We start from the raw sequence: 19,020 nt of genomic DNA, 5'->3' as shown, positions 1-19,020 counted from the left end.
CGCGAGGTTCTGGGGCTCCCAACCCTAGGCATTGAGTGCCTCAAGCACTATCAGTGGCGTACCGGTTTCTTGTAGGACGGCTCCCGAAGCTCAGCATTCACTATGAATAGCCGCCGCCCCATCCCCCGCTAATTTTTCCCCGCCCGATTCGTTTTATAGGGACGACGTGCCTTTGTGCTTCCTGCCTATTGCTCCGGATCCCAACAAATGAATGCTGAAGACTCCTTGAAACTTGCTCGCCGGTTTATCGGGTTGCCCCTGGAAAAACGCCAGTTGTTCCTGCAGGCCTTGCAGAAGGAAGGGGTGGATTTTTCCCGGTTCCCGATTCCGGCAGGGGTGGAGGTGGAGGATCGCCAGGCGCTGTCCTATGCGCAGCAACGCATGTGGTTTCTGTGGCAGTTGGACCCAAGCAGCGGTGCGTACAACCTGCCGACGGCGGTGCGGCTTGGCGGGCGGTTGAATGCGTCGGCCATGGAGCAGGCGTTCGCGCTGTTGATCGAGCGCCACGAGACGTTGCGCACGGTGTTTGTCCAGGACGCAGACGATCAGCCTCGCCAAGTGCCGGTGACGCAGCCGTTGCACATCGCCCGCGCGGACATTTCAGACCTGCCGACCGAAGCCCGGGAGGCTTGGGTCAAGGCCGAGGCCGAGCGAGTAGCGCTGGAGCCGTTTGACCTGAGCCAGGGGCCATTGCTGCGCGTGCAACTGATCAAGCTGGCCGAGCAGGAACACGTACTGCTACTGACCCTGCATCACATCGTTTCCGATGGCTGGTCCATGGGTGTGCTGATCGAAGAGTTCACCCAGCTTTACGGCGCCCTGGACGCCGGCCTGGTGCCCAATCTAAAGCCATTGCCGATCCAGTATTCCGATTACGCCCTGTGGCAGCGCCGTTGGCTGGAAGCGGGGGAGCAACAGCGCCAACTCGACTACTGGCGTGAAACCCTGGGGGATGAGCACCCGGTTCTGAACTTGCCCACTGACCACCCGCGCCCGGCACGACCAAGCCAGCGCGGCGCGCGTCATGAATGGGTGATCCCAGAGGGCCTGGCCGACGGCCTGCGCCAGTGCGCGCGCCAGCAGGAAGTCACGCTGTTCATGTTGCTGCTGGGCGCCTTCGGCACTCTGTTGCATCGCTACACCGGCCAGGCCGATATTCGTATCGGTGTGCCGATTGCCAACCGCAACCGCGTTGAAATCGAAGGCTTGATCGGCTTTTTCGTCAACACCCAAGTGCTGCGCATCCCGTTCGATGCCCTGACGCCAGCCGACCAGTTGATGCAGCATGTGAAGGCGGCCGCGCTGGGTGCCCAGGCCCATCAGGATTTGCCGTTCGAGCGCTTGGTCGAAGGTTTGAACCTGGCCCGGGACGCTAGCCATCATCCGTTGTTCCAAGTGATGTACAACCACCAACCGCAAGTTGCCGACCTGGAAACCCTGACGGTCAGCGCCGACTTGCAGTTAAGCCCGATTCAATGGGCCAGCCGCACGACGCGGTTTGACCTGACCCTCGATACGTTCGAGCGCGGCGGTCAATTGTGCGCAGCGTTCACCTATGCCAGCGACTTGTTCGACGCGCACACCATCGAGGGCCTGGCCGCTCACTGGCAAACGCTGTTGGCGGGCCTGGTTCGCGATCCTCATGCGCGTATCGGCGATCTGCCGCTGCGGGCCGCCGATACTGCACCGGTGCTGTTGAGCCCACGCGACCCGGCGCTGTGCATTCATCACCTGATCGAACGCCAGGCGGCCACTGTGCCTGATGCGGTCGCATTGGCGTTTGCCGGACAATCCTTGAGCTATCGGCAGTTAAACGAGCAGGCCAACCGCCTGGCGCACCGCTTGATCGCTGCCGGCGTAGGGCCGGACGTGCCCGTGGGGATTGCCGTCGAGCGCTCGCTGCAGATGGTGGTCGGCATGTTGGCCATTCTCAAGGCGGGCGGGGCGTATGTACCGCTGGACCCGGAGTTTCCCGCACAGCGCCTGGTGCATATGGCTGAGGACAGCGGCATTCGGTTGCTGGTGACCCAGCGTGCCGTGTGTGATCGCCTGCCCACGCTGGACGGCGTGCAGTCGCTGCTGATCGACGCTGCTGAGGAGTTCCCAGCCAGCAACCCTGACGTAGCGCTCGATCCCGATCACCTCGCGTATGTCATCTACACCTCCGGTTCTACCGGCAAAGCCAAGGGTGTGGGGCTGAGCCATCGATCCTTGGTCAACTACGTCCAAGGCATCCTGCACACGTTGCCGCTGGCCGAGGCGCGCAGCATGGCAGTGGTCTCGACGCTGTCCGCCGACCTGGGGCACACCACCTTGTTTGGTGCGTTGTGTTCCGGTTGTACCTTGCACGTACTGGGTCTGGACCTGACCCTGGATGCCGAGCGATTCGCGGCCTACATGGCCGACCAGCAGATTGACGTGCTGAAGATCGTGCCCTCGCATCTGGAGGCGTTGCTCAGTGACAACCCACGCGCCAGTGGATTGCCACGCCAGTGCCTGATCATGGGCGGCGAGGCGGCATCACCAGCATTACTGGCGCGGATCCGAGCGTTTGGCGAGGGCTGCCGGGTGATCAATCACTACGGCCCCACCGAAACCACGGTCGGCGTACTCACCACGGCAAACGAGGCGCCCGCACAGGCCATGGCATCCCTTGGGCGTCCGTTGCCCAACACCACGGCGTGGGTGCTCGAAGACGGGTTGCAACCGGCCATGGTTGGTGCGGCCGCCGAGTTGTACCTGGGCGGCGCAGGCCTTGCCCGTGGCTACCTGGGGCGTGCGGCAATGACCGCCGAACGTTTTGTGCCGCACCCGTTCGGTGGGGCGGGTGAACGTCTGTATCGCACGGGAGACCTGGCGCGCCAGGCGGTCGACGGCACCTTCATCTTCAAAGGGCGAGTCGACCACCAGGTCAAGGTGCGCGGCTATCGCATCGAGTTGGGCGAAATCAACGCCTGTCTGCGTCTGCACGTGGGTGTACGTGAGGCGGTCACGCTGGTAGGTGGCCCGACGAACAATCCACACATCACCGCCTACATAGTGCTCAAGCCCGGCGTGAGCACGGATGAAGTGCGCCTGGCGCTGGGCGCCGAGTTGCCGGACTACATGCTGCCTGCCGTGTTTGTCTGCCTGGAGGCACTGCCGCTGACGCTTAATGGCAAGCTCGACTTGCAAGCCCTGGCCGCGTTGCAACATGACCTGCCGCAAACGGTGTACCAGGCGCCGGTCACCGACCTGCAAAAACGCTTGGCTGAGGTGTGGGCGCACGTGTTGAAGGTGGAGCAGGTCGGCCTGCACGATAACTTTTTCACGCTGGGCGGCCATTCCTTGCTGGCCACCCAGATCATCTCCCGCACACGCCGTGTGTTGGGGGCGGATGTGGCGCTGCGCACGGTGTTCGAAACCGCCAGTTTCGGTGAGTTCTGCGCGGCGGTGGCGCTGGGGGATCCGTCCAGCACGCGCCCGGCCCTGGCCCGTCTGAGCGGCCAACAACCGCGCCTGGCATCGTTTGCGCAACAACGCCAGTGGCTGTTCTGGACACTGGAGCCCGAAAGCGTCGCCTACCACACACCGATCATCGTCAAGCTGAGCGGCACGCTGGATCACCAGGCGCTGGAGCAGACCTTTGCTGCCCTGGCGGCTCGCCACGAAGCGTTTCGTACCCGCTTCGTCCTCGAGGGCGATGTCTTGTGCCAACAGGTCGATGCCGAGTCCCGCGTCACCGTGCAATGGCAAGCCCTGTCGGGGGCGGTCGAACCGGCAGTGCTCGCCGAAACCCATGCGCTGTTCGACCTGGCTGAAGGCCCGTTGATGCGGGTCAAGGTGTTCCAGGTCGAGCCGCAACAGCACCTGCTCGTGGTGACCTTGCATCACATCATCTCCGACGGTGCGTCCATGGGCGTGCTGGGGCGTGAGTTTGCCGCGTTATATGCCGCATTCCAGGCGGGCGAAACGCTGGCGCTACCGGCCCTGACGGTGCAATACGCCGACTATGCCCAGTGGCAGCGTGACTGGTTGGCCGCAGGCGAAATGCAACGCCAACTGGACTACTGGCGAGCGCAGTTGGGCACTGAACACCCGCTGCTGGAGTTGGCAACCGACCACCCACGCCGTGAGGGGCAGGGCTATCGCGAGGGGCGCGTGGACTTCACCCTCGATACGGCGCTGGCGTCTGGCGTGCGCAGCTTGGCCCAGCGCAGCCAGTTGACGCTGTTCCAGTTGTTCGTTGCTTCGTTTGGCCTGTTGTTGCAACGCTATGCAGGCACCGACGACTTGCGCATCGGCGTGCCAGTCAGCAATCGCAATGCCCAGGAACTGGAAGGTGTGGTGGGCTTTTTCGTCAACACCCTGGTGCTGCGCCTGCAACTGGCCCCGCAGCAGTCGGTGCTGGACGTGCTGCAGCAGAGCAAGGCCATTGCGCTGGGCGCCCAGGCCCATCAGGACTTGCCGTTCGACAAACTGGTGGAGGCGCTCAACCCACAGCGCAGCGCGCAGCACAACCCGTTGTTCCAGGTGATGTACAACCACCTCAACACCGTGGGAGCTGCTGGCAGCGACAGCCTGCCTGGCCTGCAAGCAGAAGAAGTGGTGCTGGAAGGCGGCATGGCGCAGTTCGACCTGACCCTGGAAACCCTGGAGACCGACCAAGGCCTGCGGGCGTCGTTCATCTACGCGGCCGACCTGTTCGACGCCGCCACCTTGCACACCCTTGCCGGGCACTGGCGTCAGTTGCTGGCCGCGATGGTCGCCGACCCGCACCAGGCCATCGGCCAACTGACACTGCAAACCGCCGTCGAACAGCGTGCCCTTATCAGCCATGGCCAGCGGCCTGCGGGCGACGATGTCAGCGTGATCAGCGTGTTTGAGCGCCAAGTGCGCCAGACGCCTGATGCAATCGCCGTGATTGCCGGCGAGCAGCACCTTAGCTATCGCCAGCTGGATGCGCGCGCCAACCATGTGGCGCAACGTCTGCTCGACATGGGCGTCGGCCCCGAAACCTTGGTCGGCCTGGCATTGCCGCGCAGCGCTGAACTGGTGGTGGGCTTGCTGGCGATTTTCAAGGCCGGCGCGGCCTTTGTGCCGCTGGACCTGAAATACCCCGCCGAACGCCTGGCCTACATGATGAGCGACAGTCGCATCAGCGTCCTGCTGACCCAGGCCGATGCCGTGGAGCACTTGCCGGTGATCGCAGGTGTGCAGCGCTTGCTGCTGGACGGTGCCGAAGAACAGGCCAGCGCACCTCGGGTGCACGGCGTGCGTGGCGAGAGCTTGGCCTACGTGATCTACACCTCGGGTTCGACGGGCCAGCCAAAGGGTGTGGCGATCGAGCACGCCGCGCTGGCCATGCATTGCCGCGCGGCGGGCGAACGTTATGGGGTGACGCCTGAGGACTGCCATTTGCAGTTCGCGTCCATCAGCTTTGACGCGGCCGCCGAGCAGATCTTCATGCCACTGATCCACGGTGCTCGCCTGGTCATGGGGGAGGTGGGGCAGTGGTCGTTCGAGCAGTTGCTGGGCCAGATTCGTGAGCATTCCATCAGCATCCTCGACCTGCCGCCGACCTATTTGAACGCGATGGCGCAACACGCCGACCCCGCCGAAAAGGGCGTCGATGTGCGCGTGTGCATCCTGGGGGGCGAAGCCTGGGGCGCGGGCCAACTGGCGGCATTGAGCGTGATTCGCCCTGCACAACTGTTTAACGCGTATGGCCCTACCGAAGCGGTGATCAGCCCGTTGATCTGGGCGTGCGAAGCGCAACGCCTTGCACAAGGCACCTATGCTGCCATCGGCGAGCCGGTTGGCGCACGTTCGGCCTGTGTGCTGGATGCCAGCGGCAATCTATTGCCCAATGCCGGTGTCGGTGAGTTGCATATCGGTGGCGAAGGCCTTGCGCGTGGCTACCTGGGGCGACCGGGGCTGACAGCGCAACAGTTTGTGCCGGACCCTTTCAGCACGACCGGCGCTCGCCTGTATCGCACCGGCGATCGGGTGCGCCGCGACGCCGCAGGGCTGTTTGAATACGTGGGGCGTGTCGACCATCAAGTCAAAGTTCGCGGCTTGCGTATTGAGTTGGGTGAGATCGAGGCTCGCCTGCAGGCGCAAGCTGCCGTGCGCGAAGTTGTCGTACGGACCTCGGCTGCGCAGCAACTGGTGGCTTACCTGGTGCTGGACAATGAGTCTGCATTGGACGCGATCAAGGCTGGGCTCGCCGACAGCCTGCCGGACTACATGCAACCTGCACACTGGGTGCTGTTGGACGCCTTGCCGTTGATGCCCAGCGGCAAGCTCGACCGCCAAGCGCTGCCGGAGCCGCAGTTGCAGCCGGCCGAAGCGCAGTATGTGGCGCCGCACACGGCCGTGGAGCAACAGCTCGCCGAAATCTGGGCGCAGGTGCTCAAGCTTGAGCGGGTAGGGGTGCAAGACAATTTCTTCGAATTGGGTGGCGACTCGATCATCTCGATCCAAGTCGTGAGTCGGGCGCGGCAGGCGGGTATCCATTTCAAACCCAAGGACCTGTTCCTGCACCAGACCGTCCAGGGTGTGGCGCGCGTTGCGGTGCTAGGCGAGGGCGTGCAGCACATCGACCAGGGCGCGGTGCAGGGTGAGCAGCCGTTGCTGCCCGTACAGCAGGTATTTTTCGAGGAGGTTCGCAGCCAGCGTCACCACTGGAACCAATCGGTGATGTTGCGGTGCCGACAACCCCTTGAACCACAGCACCTGGAACACGCCCTGCAAGCGCTGATCGGCCATCACGACGCCTTGCGCCTGGGGTTTGTCGAAGGCGAAGGCTGGCGCGCACTTTACCCGCAGCAGGCTGCCCGGGCGGATATTCTGTGGCATGCCGAAGGCTGCACGCAGGAAGGTTGGCAAGCGCTGTGCGACAAGGCCCAGCGCAGCCTCGACCTGGCCCACGGCCCGCTGGTACGCGCCGTGTTGGCGACCTTGGTGGACGGGCAGCAGAAGCTGTTCCTGGCGATTCATCACCTGGTGGTGGATGGCGTGTCGTGGCGCATTCTGTTCGAAGACCTGCAAACCGTTTACCGCCAACTGGCCGCCGGCCAACCGGTAAATTTGCCGCTCAAGACCACTGCACTGCAAACCTTTGGCCAGCACTTGGCGCGCTACGCCACCAGCCCCGCGTTGCTGGCCGAGCGTGCGTTCTGGCAGGCACAACTGGACACCCAACCGCAGGAACTGCCCGGCGCGAACCTGGCCGGTGGGCAACTCAATCGCCATGCCGTGACGGTGTACAGCCGCCTGGACAAAACCCTGACCCGACGCCTGTTGCAGGACGCACCGGCGGCTTATCGCACCCAGGTCAACGACCTGCTGCTGACGGCGCTGGCGCAGGTTATGTGCACCTGGACCGGCCACGCCAGCACGGTGGTGCAGTTGGAAGGGCATGGTCGCCAAGAGCTGTTCGATGGCATCGACCTGACCCGCACCGTCGGGTGGTTCACCAACCTGTTTCCAGTGCGCCTGACCCCGGCACTGGCGCTGGGTGATGCACTCAAGTCGATCAAGGAGCAACTGCGCGCCGTGCCCAACAAAGGCATCGGCTACGGCGTGCTGCGCTACCTGGGCGACGCCGACAGCCGCGCCGCGCTGCAAGGCGTGCCGGCGGCAGTGACTTTCAACTACCTAGGCCAGTTCGATGGCAGCTTTGACGAAGAACAAGCGCTGTTCGTACCCGCTGGCGAAAGCGCAGGCGGCGACCAGAACGACGAGGCGGCCCTGGGCAGCCTGCTGACCCTCAACGGCCAGGTTTACGACGGTGAGTTGAGCCTTGGCTGGACCTTCAGCGCCGAAGTCTTCGACCAGGCTGCCATTGCGCAACTGGCAGAGCAATACAGTCGCCAACTTGAAGCACTGGTCGAGCATTGCTGTGACGCTACTGTGGCCGGCTTGACGCCTTCGGATGTACCGCTAGCCGGTTTGACCCAGCCGCAACTGGACGCCATGGGCTTGCCGCTGGCGGACCTGGATGACCTCTACCCGCTGTCGCCGATGCAGCAGGGCATGTTGTTCCACTCGCTGTATCAGAAAGACGGCGGCGACTACATCAACCAGATGCGCGTCGATGTGCACGGCCTGGATGTGGCGCGCTTCAAGGCGGCCTGGCAGGCGACCGTGCAGGCCCACGATATCCTGCGTTCCGGGTTTATCTGGCAGAACGAGCTGGCGCGCCCGCTGCAATGGGTGCACCGGCAACCGACGCTGCCATTTGCCGAACACGACTGGCGTGGGCATGCCGAGCTGAGCACAGCGCTGGATGCCCTGGCCCTAGGCGAGCGCCAGCGCGGTTTCGAACTGGCCCAGGCGCCACTGCTGCGCTTGGTGCTGGTGCAAACCGGTGATGACAGCTGGCACTTTATCTACTCCAACCACCACATCCTGATGGACGGCTGGAGTTATTCGCGCTTGCTGGGTGAAGTGCTGCAACGCTACCACGGCCAGGTTGTGGCACCGCCTGCCGGGCGTTACCACGACTACATCGCTTGGCTGCTGGCGCAGGACGCGGGGGCCAGCGAGCAGTTCTGGCAACAACAGTTGCAGGCCCTGGATGCGCCGAGCCGCTTGGCACCGGCGCTGGCCACCTTTGGCAGCCTCGACAGCAGTGCACGCCGCGCGGCGCACATGCGTGAACTGGATGCGCTGGCCAGTGAGCAGTTGGCGAACTTTGCCCGAGGGCAAAAGGTCACGGTCAATACGTTGGTGCAGGCTGCCTGGCTGTTGCTGTTGCAGCGCTACACCGGTCAATCCGCCGTGGCATTCGGTGCCACCCAGGCCGGGCGTCCGGCCCAGGTGCGAGGTGCCGAGGAGCAGATCGGCCTGTTTATCAACACGCTGCCGATCATTGCCACTCCAACCTTGCAGATGACGGTCGGCGAGTGGCTGCAGCAGGTACAGCACATCAACCTGGCCGTGCGTGAACACGAACACACGCCGTTGTTTGAAATCCAGCGCCTGGCGGGCCTGGGTGGCGAAGCCTTGTTCGACACCTTGCTAGTGTTTGAAAACTACCCCGTGGCCGAAGCCCTGCAACAAAGCGCTGCCACCGGGCTGACGTTTGGCCAGGTGATCAGCCATGAGCAAACCCACTATCCACTGGCGTTGGCAGTGGAGGCAGGGCACACGCTGATTCTCAACTTCGACTACGCCATTGCCCAGTTCAGCCCCCAGGCCATCGAGCGCTTGGCAGGGCATTTGCTCAACGTACTGGCGCAACTGGTGCAGAGCGCGCAGACCCGCTTGGCGACGATTTCGCTGCTGAGCCCGGCGCAGGAAGCGGCGTCAATCGCGGCCAGTTCGGCACCTGCCACACAGCCGGCGCTGTGGGTACACCAACGCATTGCGCAGATCGCCCGGCAGGCACCGACGCACACGGCAGTGATCCAGGGCGAACACCGCCTGGATTTTGCCAGCCTTGACCGCCAGGCCAACAGATTGGCGCATGCGCTGATCGCCAGAGGCGTCGGCCCAGAGGTGCGCGTGGCGGTGGCCCTGCCGCGCAGCGAACACCTGTTGGTGGCATTGCTCGCGGTGCTAAAGGCAGGGGGTGCCTATGTACCGCTGGACATTACCCACCCAGCTGAACGCCTGGCCTACCTGATGAGCGATTGCGCGGCGGCGTTGCTGCTGACGGACTCGAGCCTGACCGTACAGATGAACCGGGCCACCTCGGCACGCGTCGTCGAGATCGACCGCCTGGACCTCGCGTCCTGGCCGTCGTCCGACCCTGCGGTCACCGTGCACGCGGACAACCTCGCCTACGTGATCTACACCTCCGGCTCCACCGGCCAACCCAAGGGTGTTGCGGTCACCCACGGCCCTCTGGCGATGCATTGCACCCGTATCGGCGAGCGCTATGGCATGACCCCGGCCGATTGCGAATTGCTGTTCATGTCATTTGCCTTCGACGGTGCCCATGAACGCTGGCTCACCACCTTGACCCACGGCGGCCGTGTGCTGCTGCGTGACGAGGTGCTGTGGACCCCGGAGCAGACCTTCGACGCGCTGCATCGCCATGGCGTGACTGTGGCGGCGTTCCCACCGGTGTACCTGCAGCAGTTGGCAGAGCACGCGCAAAAGGTCGGCAACCCGCCGGCGGTGCGCATCTACTGCTTTGGCGGTGATGCGGTGCCCCAGGCCAGTTTCGAACTGGCACGTCGCGCGCTCAAGCCGCAATTCATCATCAATGGCTATGGCCCGACAGAAACGGTGGTGACGCCGCTGATCTGGAAGGCGGGCACGGCCGATCAATGCGAAGCCGCCTACGCGCCCATCGGTACCCGTATCGGCGAACGCAGCCTGCAAGTGCGTGACTTGCAACTCAACCTGCTGCCCGACGGCGTATCCGGCGAGCTGTACCTGGGTGGGTATGGCGTGGCGCGGGGTTACCTGAACCGCCCAGGCATGACCGCCGAACGTTTTGTGCCCGACCCTGCCAGCCGCAACGGTGGGCGGCTCTATCGCTCCGGTGACCTGGTGCGCCAGCGTGAAAGCGGGGTGATCGACTGCCTGGGGCGCATCGATCATCAAGTGAAGATTCGCGGCTTCCGCATCGAATTGGGTGAAGTCGAGGCGCAACTCAAGCGTCAGGCCGGTGTGCGCGATGCATTGGTCATGGCCCAGGACGGCGACCACGGCAAGGTGCTGGTGGGGTATGTGGTGCCCGAGTCTGCGGATCAACTGGCCGCCGCCCTTGGTCGCGAACTCAAGGCTGCGCTGGAGGCGACGTTGCCGGGCTACATGGTGCCGACCCAGTGGGTGCTGCTGGAGTGTTTTCCGCTCAACCCCAACGGCAAGATCGACCGTAAGGCCCTGCCATTGCCCGACCTGGAACACGGGCGTTCGCGCTACGTGGCCCCGGTCAGCGATTTGCAATGCACGCTTGCGGGCATCTGGCAGGACGTGCTCAAGCGCGAGCAGGTCGGCCTGGACGATAACTTCTTCGAGCTCGGCGGGCACTCCTTGCTCGCGACCCAGGCCACGGCCCAAGCCCAGCTGGAACTGGGCGGCAGCCTGGCACTGGAGCTGATGTTCAAAGCCTCAACCCTGGAGGCCTATGCCGAGCTGGTTGCCGGCAGCCTCAATACCCATTTGGATCAAGACCTGAGCGATATGCACGACTTCCTCGCTGAACTGGAGAGCAACTGACATGGCGGCATTGGACAACACCTCGCTGGTTCAGCGATTCATCAAGTTGCCAGCGGCCCAGCGTCGGCTGTTCCTGGAAAAACTCGGTAGCAAAGGCATCACCCTGGCGCAGTTGCCCATACCGGTCAGCCGGCATGACGAGGCCCGCGTGCCGTTGTCGTATGCCCAGCAGCGCCAGTGGTTTTTATGGCAGTTGGAACCCGATAGCAGCGCCTACCATATTCCTGCCGCGCTGCATCTGCGGGGCGCCCTGGATATCGCAGCGCTGGAGCGTGCGCTGAGCGAACTGGTGGTGCGCCACGAAGCGCTGCGCACGGTGTTCGAAACCCTGGATGGCGAGGCTGCGCAAGTGGTACAGCCGGCCCAGCCGCTGGTGATCGAGCAGCATACGGTTGCCAATGGCGGCCCGGTGCAGATCAAGGCGTTCATCGATGCCACGCTACAGCAGCCGTTCGACTTGTTGAACGGCCCGTTGCTGCGGGTTCGGTTGTTGCACCTGGCGCCCGAGGAGCAGGTGCTGGTCATTGCCCAACACCACATCGTGTCCGATGGTTGGTCGATGCAAATCATGGTGCGCGAACTGATCGAGCTGTATCAGGGCTACAGCCAAGGGCGCCCTGTGAGCCTGCCTGCATTGCCTATCCAATATGCCGACTATGCGATCTGGCAACGCTGCTGGATGGAAGCCGGCGAGCGCGAGCGGCAACTGGCGTATTGGACCGAGCAACTGGGCGGCGAGCAAACCCTGTTGCAATTGCCGCATGACCGCCCGCGCCCGGCCATCAGCAGCCACCGCGGCCAGCGCTGCGACATCGCTATCGACGCGGCCTTGGCCGACGCCCTCAAGCACGCCAGCAGGCGCGAAGGGGTGACGCTGTTCATGCTGCTGCTCGCCTCATTCCAGGTGTTGCTGTACCGCTACAGCGGGCAGTCCGATATCCGTGTCGGCGTGCCTGTGGCCAGCCGCAACCGTGCCGAGTGCGAGCGGCTGATCGGCTTTTTCGTCAACACCCAGGTGCTCAAGACCGAGGTCAATGGCGCCCATACCGTGAGTGAGCTGTTGCAACAGGTCAAGCACACGGCAATGCAGGCCCAGGCCTACCAGGACCTGCCCTACGAACAGTTGGTAGAAGCCTTGCAGCCCGAGCGCAGCCTGAGCCACAACCCGCTGTTCCAGGTGATGTTCAACCACCAGGTACAAGGTCCGGCGCAAGCCGACCAAGGCGCGGGTACCGGTTTGCGGGTCGAAGCCCTGACCTGGGACAACCATGCCGCACCATTCGACCTGAACCTGGACACCTTTGAAGATGACCAGCGCCTGTGGGCCTCGATGACCTACGCCGTGGACCTGTTCGACGCCGCCACCGTCGAGGCGATGGCGGCGCATTGGCGTAACCTGCTGGAGGCCTTCAGCACTTCCCCGCACGTGCGCATCGACGACCTGCCGCTACTGGGCCGTGATGAAGAACAGCGCATGCTCACACAGTGGAACCAGACCCAGGTTGCGCCTCCCGCCGAGGTGTTCGTTCACCAGTGGGTCGCTCGCCGAGACCCTAAGGCGCCGGCGCTGCACGTCGGCGAGCGAAGCCTGGATTGCGCCGAGTTGAACGCGCGCGCCAACCGCCTCGCAGCCCAGTTGATCGAGCAAGGCGTGGGCCCGGACGTGCTGGTGGGCGTGGCCTTCGAGCGCAGCGTGGAAATGGTCGTGGCCCTGTTGGCGGTGCACCGCGCGGGGGGCGCCTACGTGCCGCTGGACCCGGATTACCCCCAGCAGCGGCTGGCCTACATGATTGCCGACAGTGGCATCCGCTTGCTGCTCAGCCACACGCCGGTGGTAACGGCGCTGCCCGAATTGACGGGTGTGCAGCTGCAACTGCTGGACGAGTCCGGCACGCCACCGGCGATTGATCCCGGTGTGCCAGCCGTGGCCCTGGACCCGGAGCACCTGGCGTATGTGATCTACACCTCCGGCTCCACCGGGCAACCCAAGGGCGTTGCGATTCGCCATCGCGCCTTGGGCAACCACATGCAATGGATGCGCGGGCAACTGCCGCTGACGGCCACCGATCGCGTGTTGCAGAAAACCGCGTTCAGCTTTGATGCGTCGGTATGGGAGTTCTGGTTGCCATTGATGGGCGATGCGCAATTGGTCATGGCGCCGCCGAGCCTGAGCCAGGACTGGGCCAGCCTCTGGCCGCTGGTGGCCGCACAGCAGATCAGCGTGCTGCAATTGGCGCCCTCGTTGCTGCAAGGGGTTCTGCCGCAGGCGGACGCGGCCCAATTGCGTTCGCTCAACTACGTGTTGGCCGGCGGCGAGGCGCTCAAGGCCAGCCTGGTCACGCAGCTGGACGCGGTATGGCAAGGCACGCTGATCAACCTATACGGCCCCACCGAAGCCACCATCGACAGCTGCAGCTTCGTGGCCACGCCACAGGCGGCGCAGGACATCGTCGCGATTGGTCGGCCACTGGATAACGTGCGCACCTATGTGCTCAATGACGGCTTGGCGGTGTGCCCGGTGGGTGGTGCGGGTGAGCTGTACATTGCCGGCGACTGCCTGGCGCGTGGTTACTTCAATCGCGCTGCCCTGACGGCTGAGCGCTTTGTCCCCAACCCGTTCGACAGCCAGGGCTCGCGCCTGTACCGCAGCGGCGACAGCGTGCGCTACCGCGCCGAGGGAGTGTTGGACTACATCGGTCGGCTCGATCACCAACTCAAATTGCGTGGCCTGCGTATCGAGTTGGGCGAAATCGAGGCGCGTCTCGGCGAGCTAGAGGCCGTTCGTGAGGCTGTGGTATTGGCCCAGGAGGTGGCACAGGGCACGCAATTGATGGCCTATGTGGTCGCCCATGGCACCGGCACCAGCGGTTTGCCCGAGCGTATCAAGGCGCAGCTCGCCGAGGTGTTGCCGGCCTACATGGTGCCGAGCCAGATCATGCTGCTGTCGGCGTTGCCGTTGATGCCCAACGGCAAACTGGATCGCAAGGCCTTGCCATTGCCCGATGCCGTGCACGCAGGCGCGGCTTTCAGCGCGCCGCAGGGCGAGCTGGAGCAACGCATCGCGCAGATCTGGCAAGACGTGCTCAAGCGCGAGCAGGTCGGGCGTCAGGACAACTTCTTTGAGTTGGGGGGTGACTCGATCATCTCGATTCAGGTGGTGAGCCGGGCACGCCAGGCGGGCATCGACTTTACCCCCAAGGAGTTGTTCCAACACCAGACCGTCCAAGGCCTGGCCAGTGTTGCGCGGCAGGGCGCGGCTGCGGCGCGGGTCGACCAAGGGCCGGTCGGCGGTGAGTTGGCGTTGTTGCCGATCCAGCAGATGTTTTTCCAGTCTGCCGTCGCCAACCGTCATCACTGGAACCAGTCGGTACTGTTGCAGCCGCGCCAGCACCTGGAAGCCGCCGCGTTGGAGCAGGCGCTGGTTGCGTTGGTCAATCACCACGACGCGCTGCGCTTGAGTTTTGCCGAGGGCGCACAAGGCTGGCATGCCCAGCACCGTGCCCCCCACAGCGGCCCGACGTTGCTCTGGCACGCGTCGGTGAGTGACGACGCGGCATTGCTCGAGGCCTGTGAAAGGGCCCAGCGTAGCCTGGATATCGAACAGGGCCCGTTGGTGCGTGGTGTGCTGTTCGACAGGGCGGACGGCTCCCAGCGGCTGCTGCTGGTGGTGCATCACCTGGTGGTGGACGGCGTGTCGTGGCGGATTCTGTTTGAAGACCTGCAAGCCGCTTATCGCCAGGGCAGCGCCGCGTTGCCGGCCAAGACCAGCTCGCTCAAGGCCTGGGCCGAACGCCTGGGCACGTATCACCTGAGTACAGAGGGCGAGGCCGCAGCCACCTACTGGATGAACCTGCCAAGCCGTGATAACGCAGATTTGCCCTGTGAGCATCCCGAGGCCAGCCTGCTCAAGCAGCACGCTGCCAGCGTCAGCACCCGACTGGATCGCGAGCACACCAGCCGCTTGTTGCAGCAGGCTCCCGCCACCTACCGCACCCAGGTCAATGACTTGCTGCTCACGGCCCTGGCGCGGGTAATTTGCCATTGGACCGGCGCGCCGCACGCATGGGTACAACTGGAGGGTCACGGTCGCGAGGAGCTGTTTACCGACATCGACCTGACCCGCACGGTCGGCTGGTTCACCAGCGCGTTCCCGGCGCGGTTGACGCCCCACGCGGCACTGGGCACATCGATCAAGTCGATCAAGGAGCAACTGCGGGCCATCCCCAACAAAGGCTTGGACTTCGGCATCCTCCGCTACCTCGGCGCGCCTGAGCAACAGACGGCACTGGCACGCTTGCCGGTGCCACGTATCACCTTCAACTACCTGGGGCAGTTCGACGGCAGTTTTGACGACGACGCTGCCTTGTTCGCCCCGGCCAGGGAAAGTGCCGGCGCCGAGCAGGGTGACGACGCCCCGCTGGGCAACTGGCTGAGTATCAATGGCCAAGTGTACGGCGGCGAATGGAGCCTGGAGTGGACGTTCAGCCGCGAAATGTTCGCCGCCGACACCGTGCAGCAACTGGCCGACGCGTTTACCGCGCAACTGCTGGAGTTGATCGAGCATTGCAGCCAGCCGGAACACAGCAGCTTCACGCCGTCAGACTTTCCCCTGAGCGGCCTGGACCAGGCGCAACTCGACCAGTTGCCGCTGGAGCCGCGTCACGTCAGCGACCTTTACCCGCTGTCGCCGATGCAGCAGGGCATGTTGTTCCATGGCTTGCTCGAGGCTGACTCCGGCGCCTACATCAACCAGTTGCGGGTGGACATCGACGGCCTGGATGTCGACGCATTCCGTAGCGCCTGGCAAGCCACGTTGCAGGCCCATGATGTACTGCGCAGCGGTTTCTACTGGCAAGGCGACCAAGGCACACCGGTGCAGGTGGTGTTCGATGAGGTGGTGCTGCCGTTCAGCGCCCACGACGTGCGCGGTGCCACCGATCAGGCGGACCGGCTCGCCCGGTTTGCCGAAGAGGAAAAGGCGGCCGGGTTTGCCCTCGACAGTGCGCCGCTGCTGCGCCTGGCGTTGCTGCGCACAGCCGATAGTCGTTATCACTTGATCTACACCAGCCACCATATCCTGATGGATGGCTGGAGCAATGCGCAGTTGCTGGGGGAAGTCTTGCAGCGTTACGCGGGGACGTTCACGCCCGCCAACACCGGTCGTTATCGCGATTACATTGCCTGGCTGCAAGACCGCGACATGCACGCCAGCGAAGCCTTTTGGAAGCAGCAGACGGCTGCGTTGTCCGGGCCGACGTTGCTGGCAGCGGCGATCCCGCGTCACGCACAACGCGAGGGCACCAGCGGGCGCGGTGAGCACCGCAGAACGCTGGATCAGGCTGCCACTCAAGGGCTGAGCCATTTTGCCCGCCAGCAGAAAATTACCTTCAACACCCTGGTCCAGGCAGCCTGGGCATTGCTGCTGCAACGCTACACCGGCCAACAGGCCGTGGCGTTTGGCGCCACCGTGTCGGGGCGCCCAGCAGAGTTGCGCGGCATCGAAGGGCAGATTGGCCTGTTCATCAACACCTTGCCGGTCATCAGCCAGCCCCAGGCCAACCAGCCGTTGGGCGAGTGGTTGCAGGACCTGCAAGCGCTCAACCTGAGCCTGCGCGAACAGGAACATACGCCGCTGTATGAGATCCAGCGATGGGCCGGTCGCAGCGGCGAAGCGCTGTTCGACAACTTGCTGGTGTTCGAAAACTACCCGGTGTCCGAAGCCCTGGCGGCCGGTGCGCCTGCCGGCTTGCAGTTTGGTGAGGTGCTGGGCCACGAGCAGACCAGCTTCCCGCTGACTTTGCTGGTGGACGCGGGGGCGCAATTGACGCTGACCTTCAAGTACGCCGAAGCCGAGTTCGATGGGAGCGCCATCCAGGCCTTGGCCGAGCAACTGCTGCGCTTGATCGGTGCTATCAGCAGCGGTTCCAGTGAGCGCTGTGTAGGGGAGCTGGAGTTGCTGGGCCCGCAGGAATATACCCAGCAACTGGATCAGTGGAACGCCACGCAAACCCTGTACCCATTGCAGTCCAGCGTGCAGCAACTGATCGAAGCGCAGGTGCTGCGCAGCCCCGACGCGGTGGCGCTGACGGCTGGCACGCAGCACCTGAGCTATCGCGAGTTGAACGGTCGTGCAAACAGACTGGCCCATCACTTGATCGGCTTGGGCGTAGGGCCGGATGTGCTGGTGGGCATTGCGCTGGAGCGTTCGGTAGAGATGGTGGTCGGCCTGCTGGCGGTGCTCAAGGCGGGCGGTGCGTATGTGCCGTTGGACCCGGATTACCCCACCGAACGCCTGGCCTATATGCAAGCCGACAGCGGCATTCGCTGGCTGTTGAGCCATTCGGCTTTGACCGACGCGCTACCGCAGGTGGCCGGCGTGCAACGGCTGTCGCTCGACCAGTTGTCACTGGCCGGCGCCGCCGAGCATAACCCTGGCGTGGCGGTGGAAGGCGAGCACCTGGCCTACGTGATCTACACCTCCGGTTCCACCGGCCAGCCCAAAGGGGCGGGCAACCGTCACAGCGCGCTGACCAACCGCTTGTGCTGGATGCAAGAGGCCTATGGCCTGACGGCGGCGGACAGCGTGCTGCAAAAGACCCCGTTCAGTTTCGACGTGTCGGTGTGGGAGTTTTTCTGGCCGTTGCTGACCGGTGCCCGTCTGGTCATGGCCGCGCCGGGTGTGCACCGCGACCCCACGCAGTTGATCGAAGTGATCACCCGCGAGCAGATCAGCACCTTGCACTTTGTGCCGTCGATGCTGCAGGTGTTCCTGCAGGACCCGAACGTACAGGCGTGTCGCTCATTGACCCGCATTGTCTGCAGTGGCGAAGCGTTGCCGGCGGAAGCGGCGCAGCAGGTCTTCAAGCACTTGCCGGGCGCCGGCTTGTACAACCTCTACGGCCCTACCGAAGCGGCGATCGATGTAACGCACTGGACCTGCCGCGACGACGACCGTCATAGCGTGCCCATCGGCCGCCCGATCGCCAACTTGCGCACTTACGTGCTGGACGCCAACCTGCAACCGTTGCCGGTGGGCGTGGTGGGCGAGTTGTACCTGGCGGGCGAAGGGCTGGCGCGGGGGTATCACCAGCGCCCGGCGTTGACCGCCGAACGCTTCGTGGTCGACCCGTTCGTGGCGGGCCAGCGCATGTACCGCACCGGCGACCTGGCGCGGTTTGGCCAGGCGGGTGAAATCGAATACGCCGGGCGTATCGACCATCAAGTCAAAATCCGTGGCTTGCGCATTGAACTCGGTGAAATCGAGGCGCGCCTGGTGGAGCTTCCCCAGGTGCGCGAAGCCGTGGTGGTCGCGACGGGCACCGGTGCCCAGCAGATGCTGGTGGGTTACCTGGTGGGCGACGGTGCGTTGGTGCTCGATGAGGTTCGGGCGGCGTTGCGCAGCCATTTGCCGGAGTTCATGGTGCCGGCGCATCTGGTGGTGTTGGCGCAGATGCCACTCAGCGCCAACGGCAAACTCGACCGCAAGCTGTTGCCAGCGCCGGATCTCGCCTTGTCTCGCGGCGCTTTCCAGGCGCCTCGGGATGAACATGAGCAGGCGGTTGCCGAGGTATGGCAAACGGTGCTGGGTGTCACGCAGGTCGGCTTGGCCGATAACTTCTTCCAGTTGGGTGGTCACTCGTTGATGGCGACTCAAGTGGTGATGCGCCTGCGCCAGCAGCAAGGGGTGGAAGTGCCGCTCAAGTTGCTGTTCGAGACCCCGAACCTGGAAGCCTTTTGCGAACAAGTACGCGCCCTGCAATCGGGGCACCAAAGCCTGGAGGATGAGCTGACTAAATCGTTGGGGGCTCTCAAACGTCTATCTGCTGAAGAGCTTGAGAAACTGATTTCCTGACGAGGTAG

The 19,020-nt window shown here is 64.1% G+C and carries 2 protein-coding genes; both read left to right on the top strand.

Going from position 1 to position 19,020, the window contains the following annotated elements; genetic code table 11:
* Positions 1-207 precede the first annotated feature (207 nt).
* A complete protein-coding gene (locus CFE47_RS05915) occupies positions 208-11,160 on the top strand; it encodes a non-ribosomal peptide synthetase (RefSeq protein ID WP_286835906.1) in 10,953 nt (3,650 codons plus the stop codon).
* Between the two features lies 1 nt (position 11,161).
* Complete coding sequence (locus tag CFE47_RS05910) at positions 11,162-19,012, top strand: non-ribosomal peptide synthetase (RefSeq protein WP_286835905.1); 7,851 nt, start codon at positions 11,162-11,164, stop codon at positions 19,010-19,012.
* Positions 19,013-19,020: the final 8 nt, after the last annotated feature.

The sequence above is a fragment of the Pseudomonas sp. PGPPP1 genome (assembly GCF_002255865.1).
Lineage (GTDB): Bacteria > Pseudomonadota > Gammaproteobacteria > Pseudomonadales > Pseudomonadaceae > Aquipseudomonas > Aquipseudomonas cremoris.
This window is presented reverse-complemented; position numbering and strand designations above follow the sequence as displayed.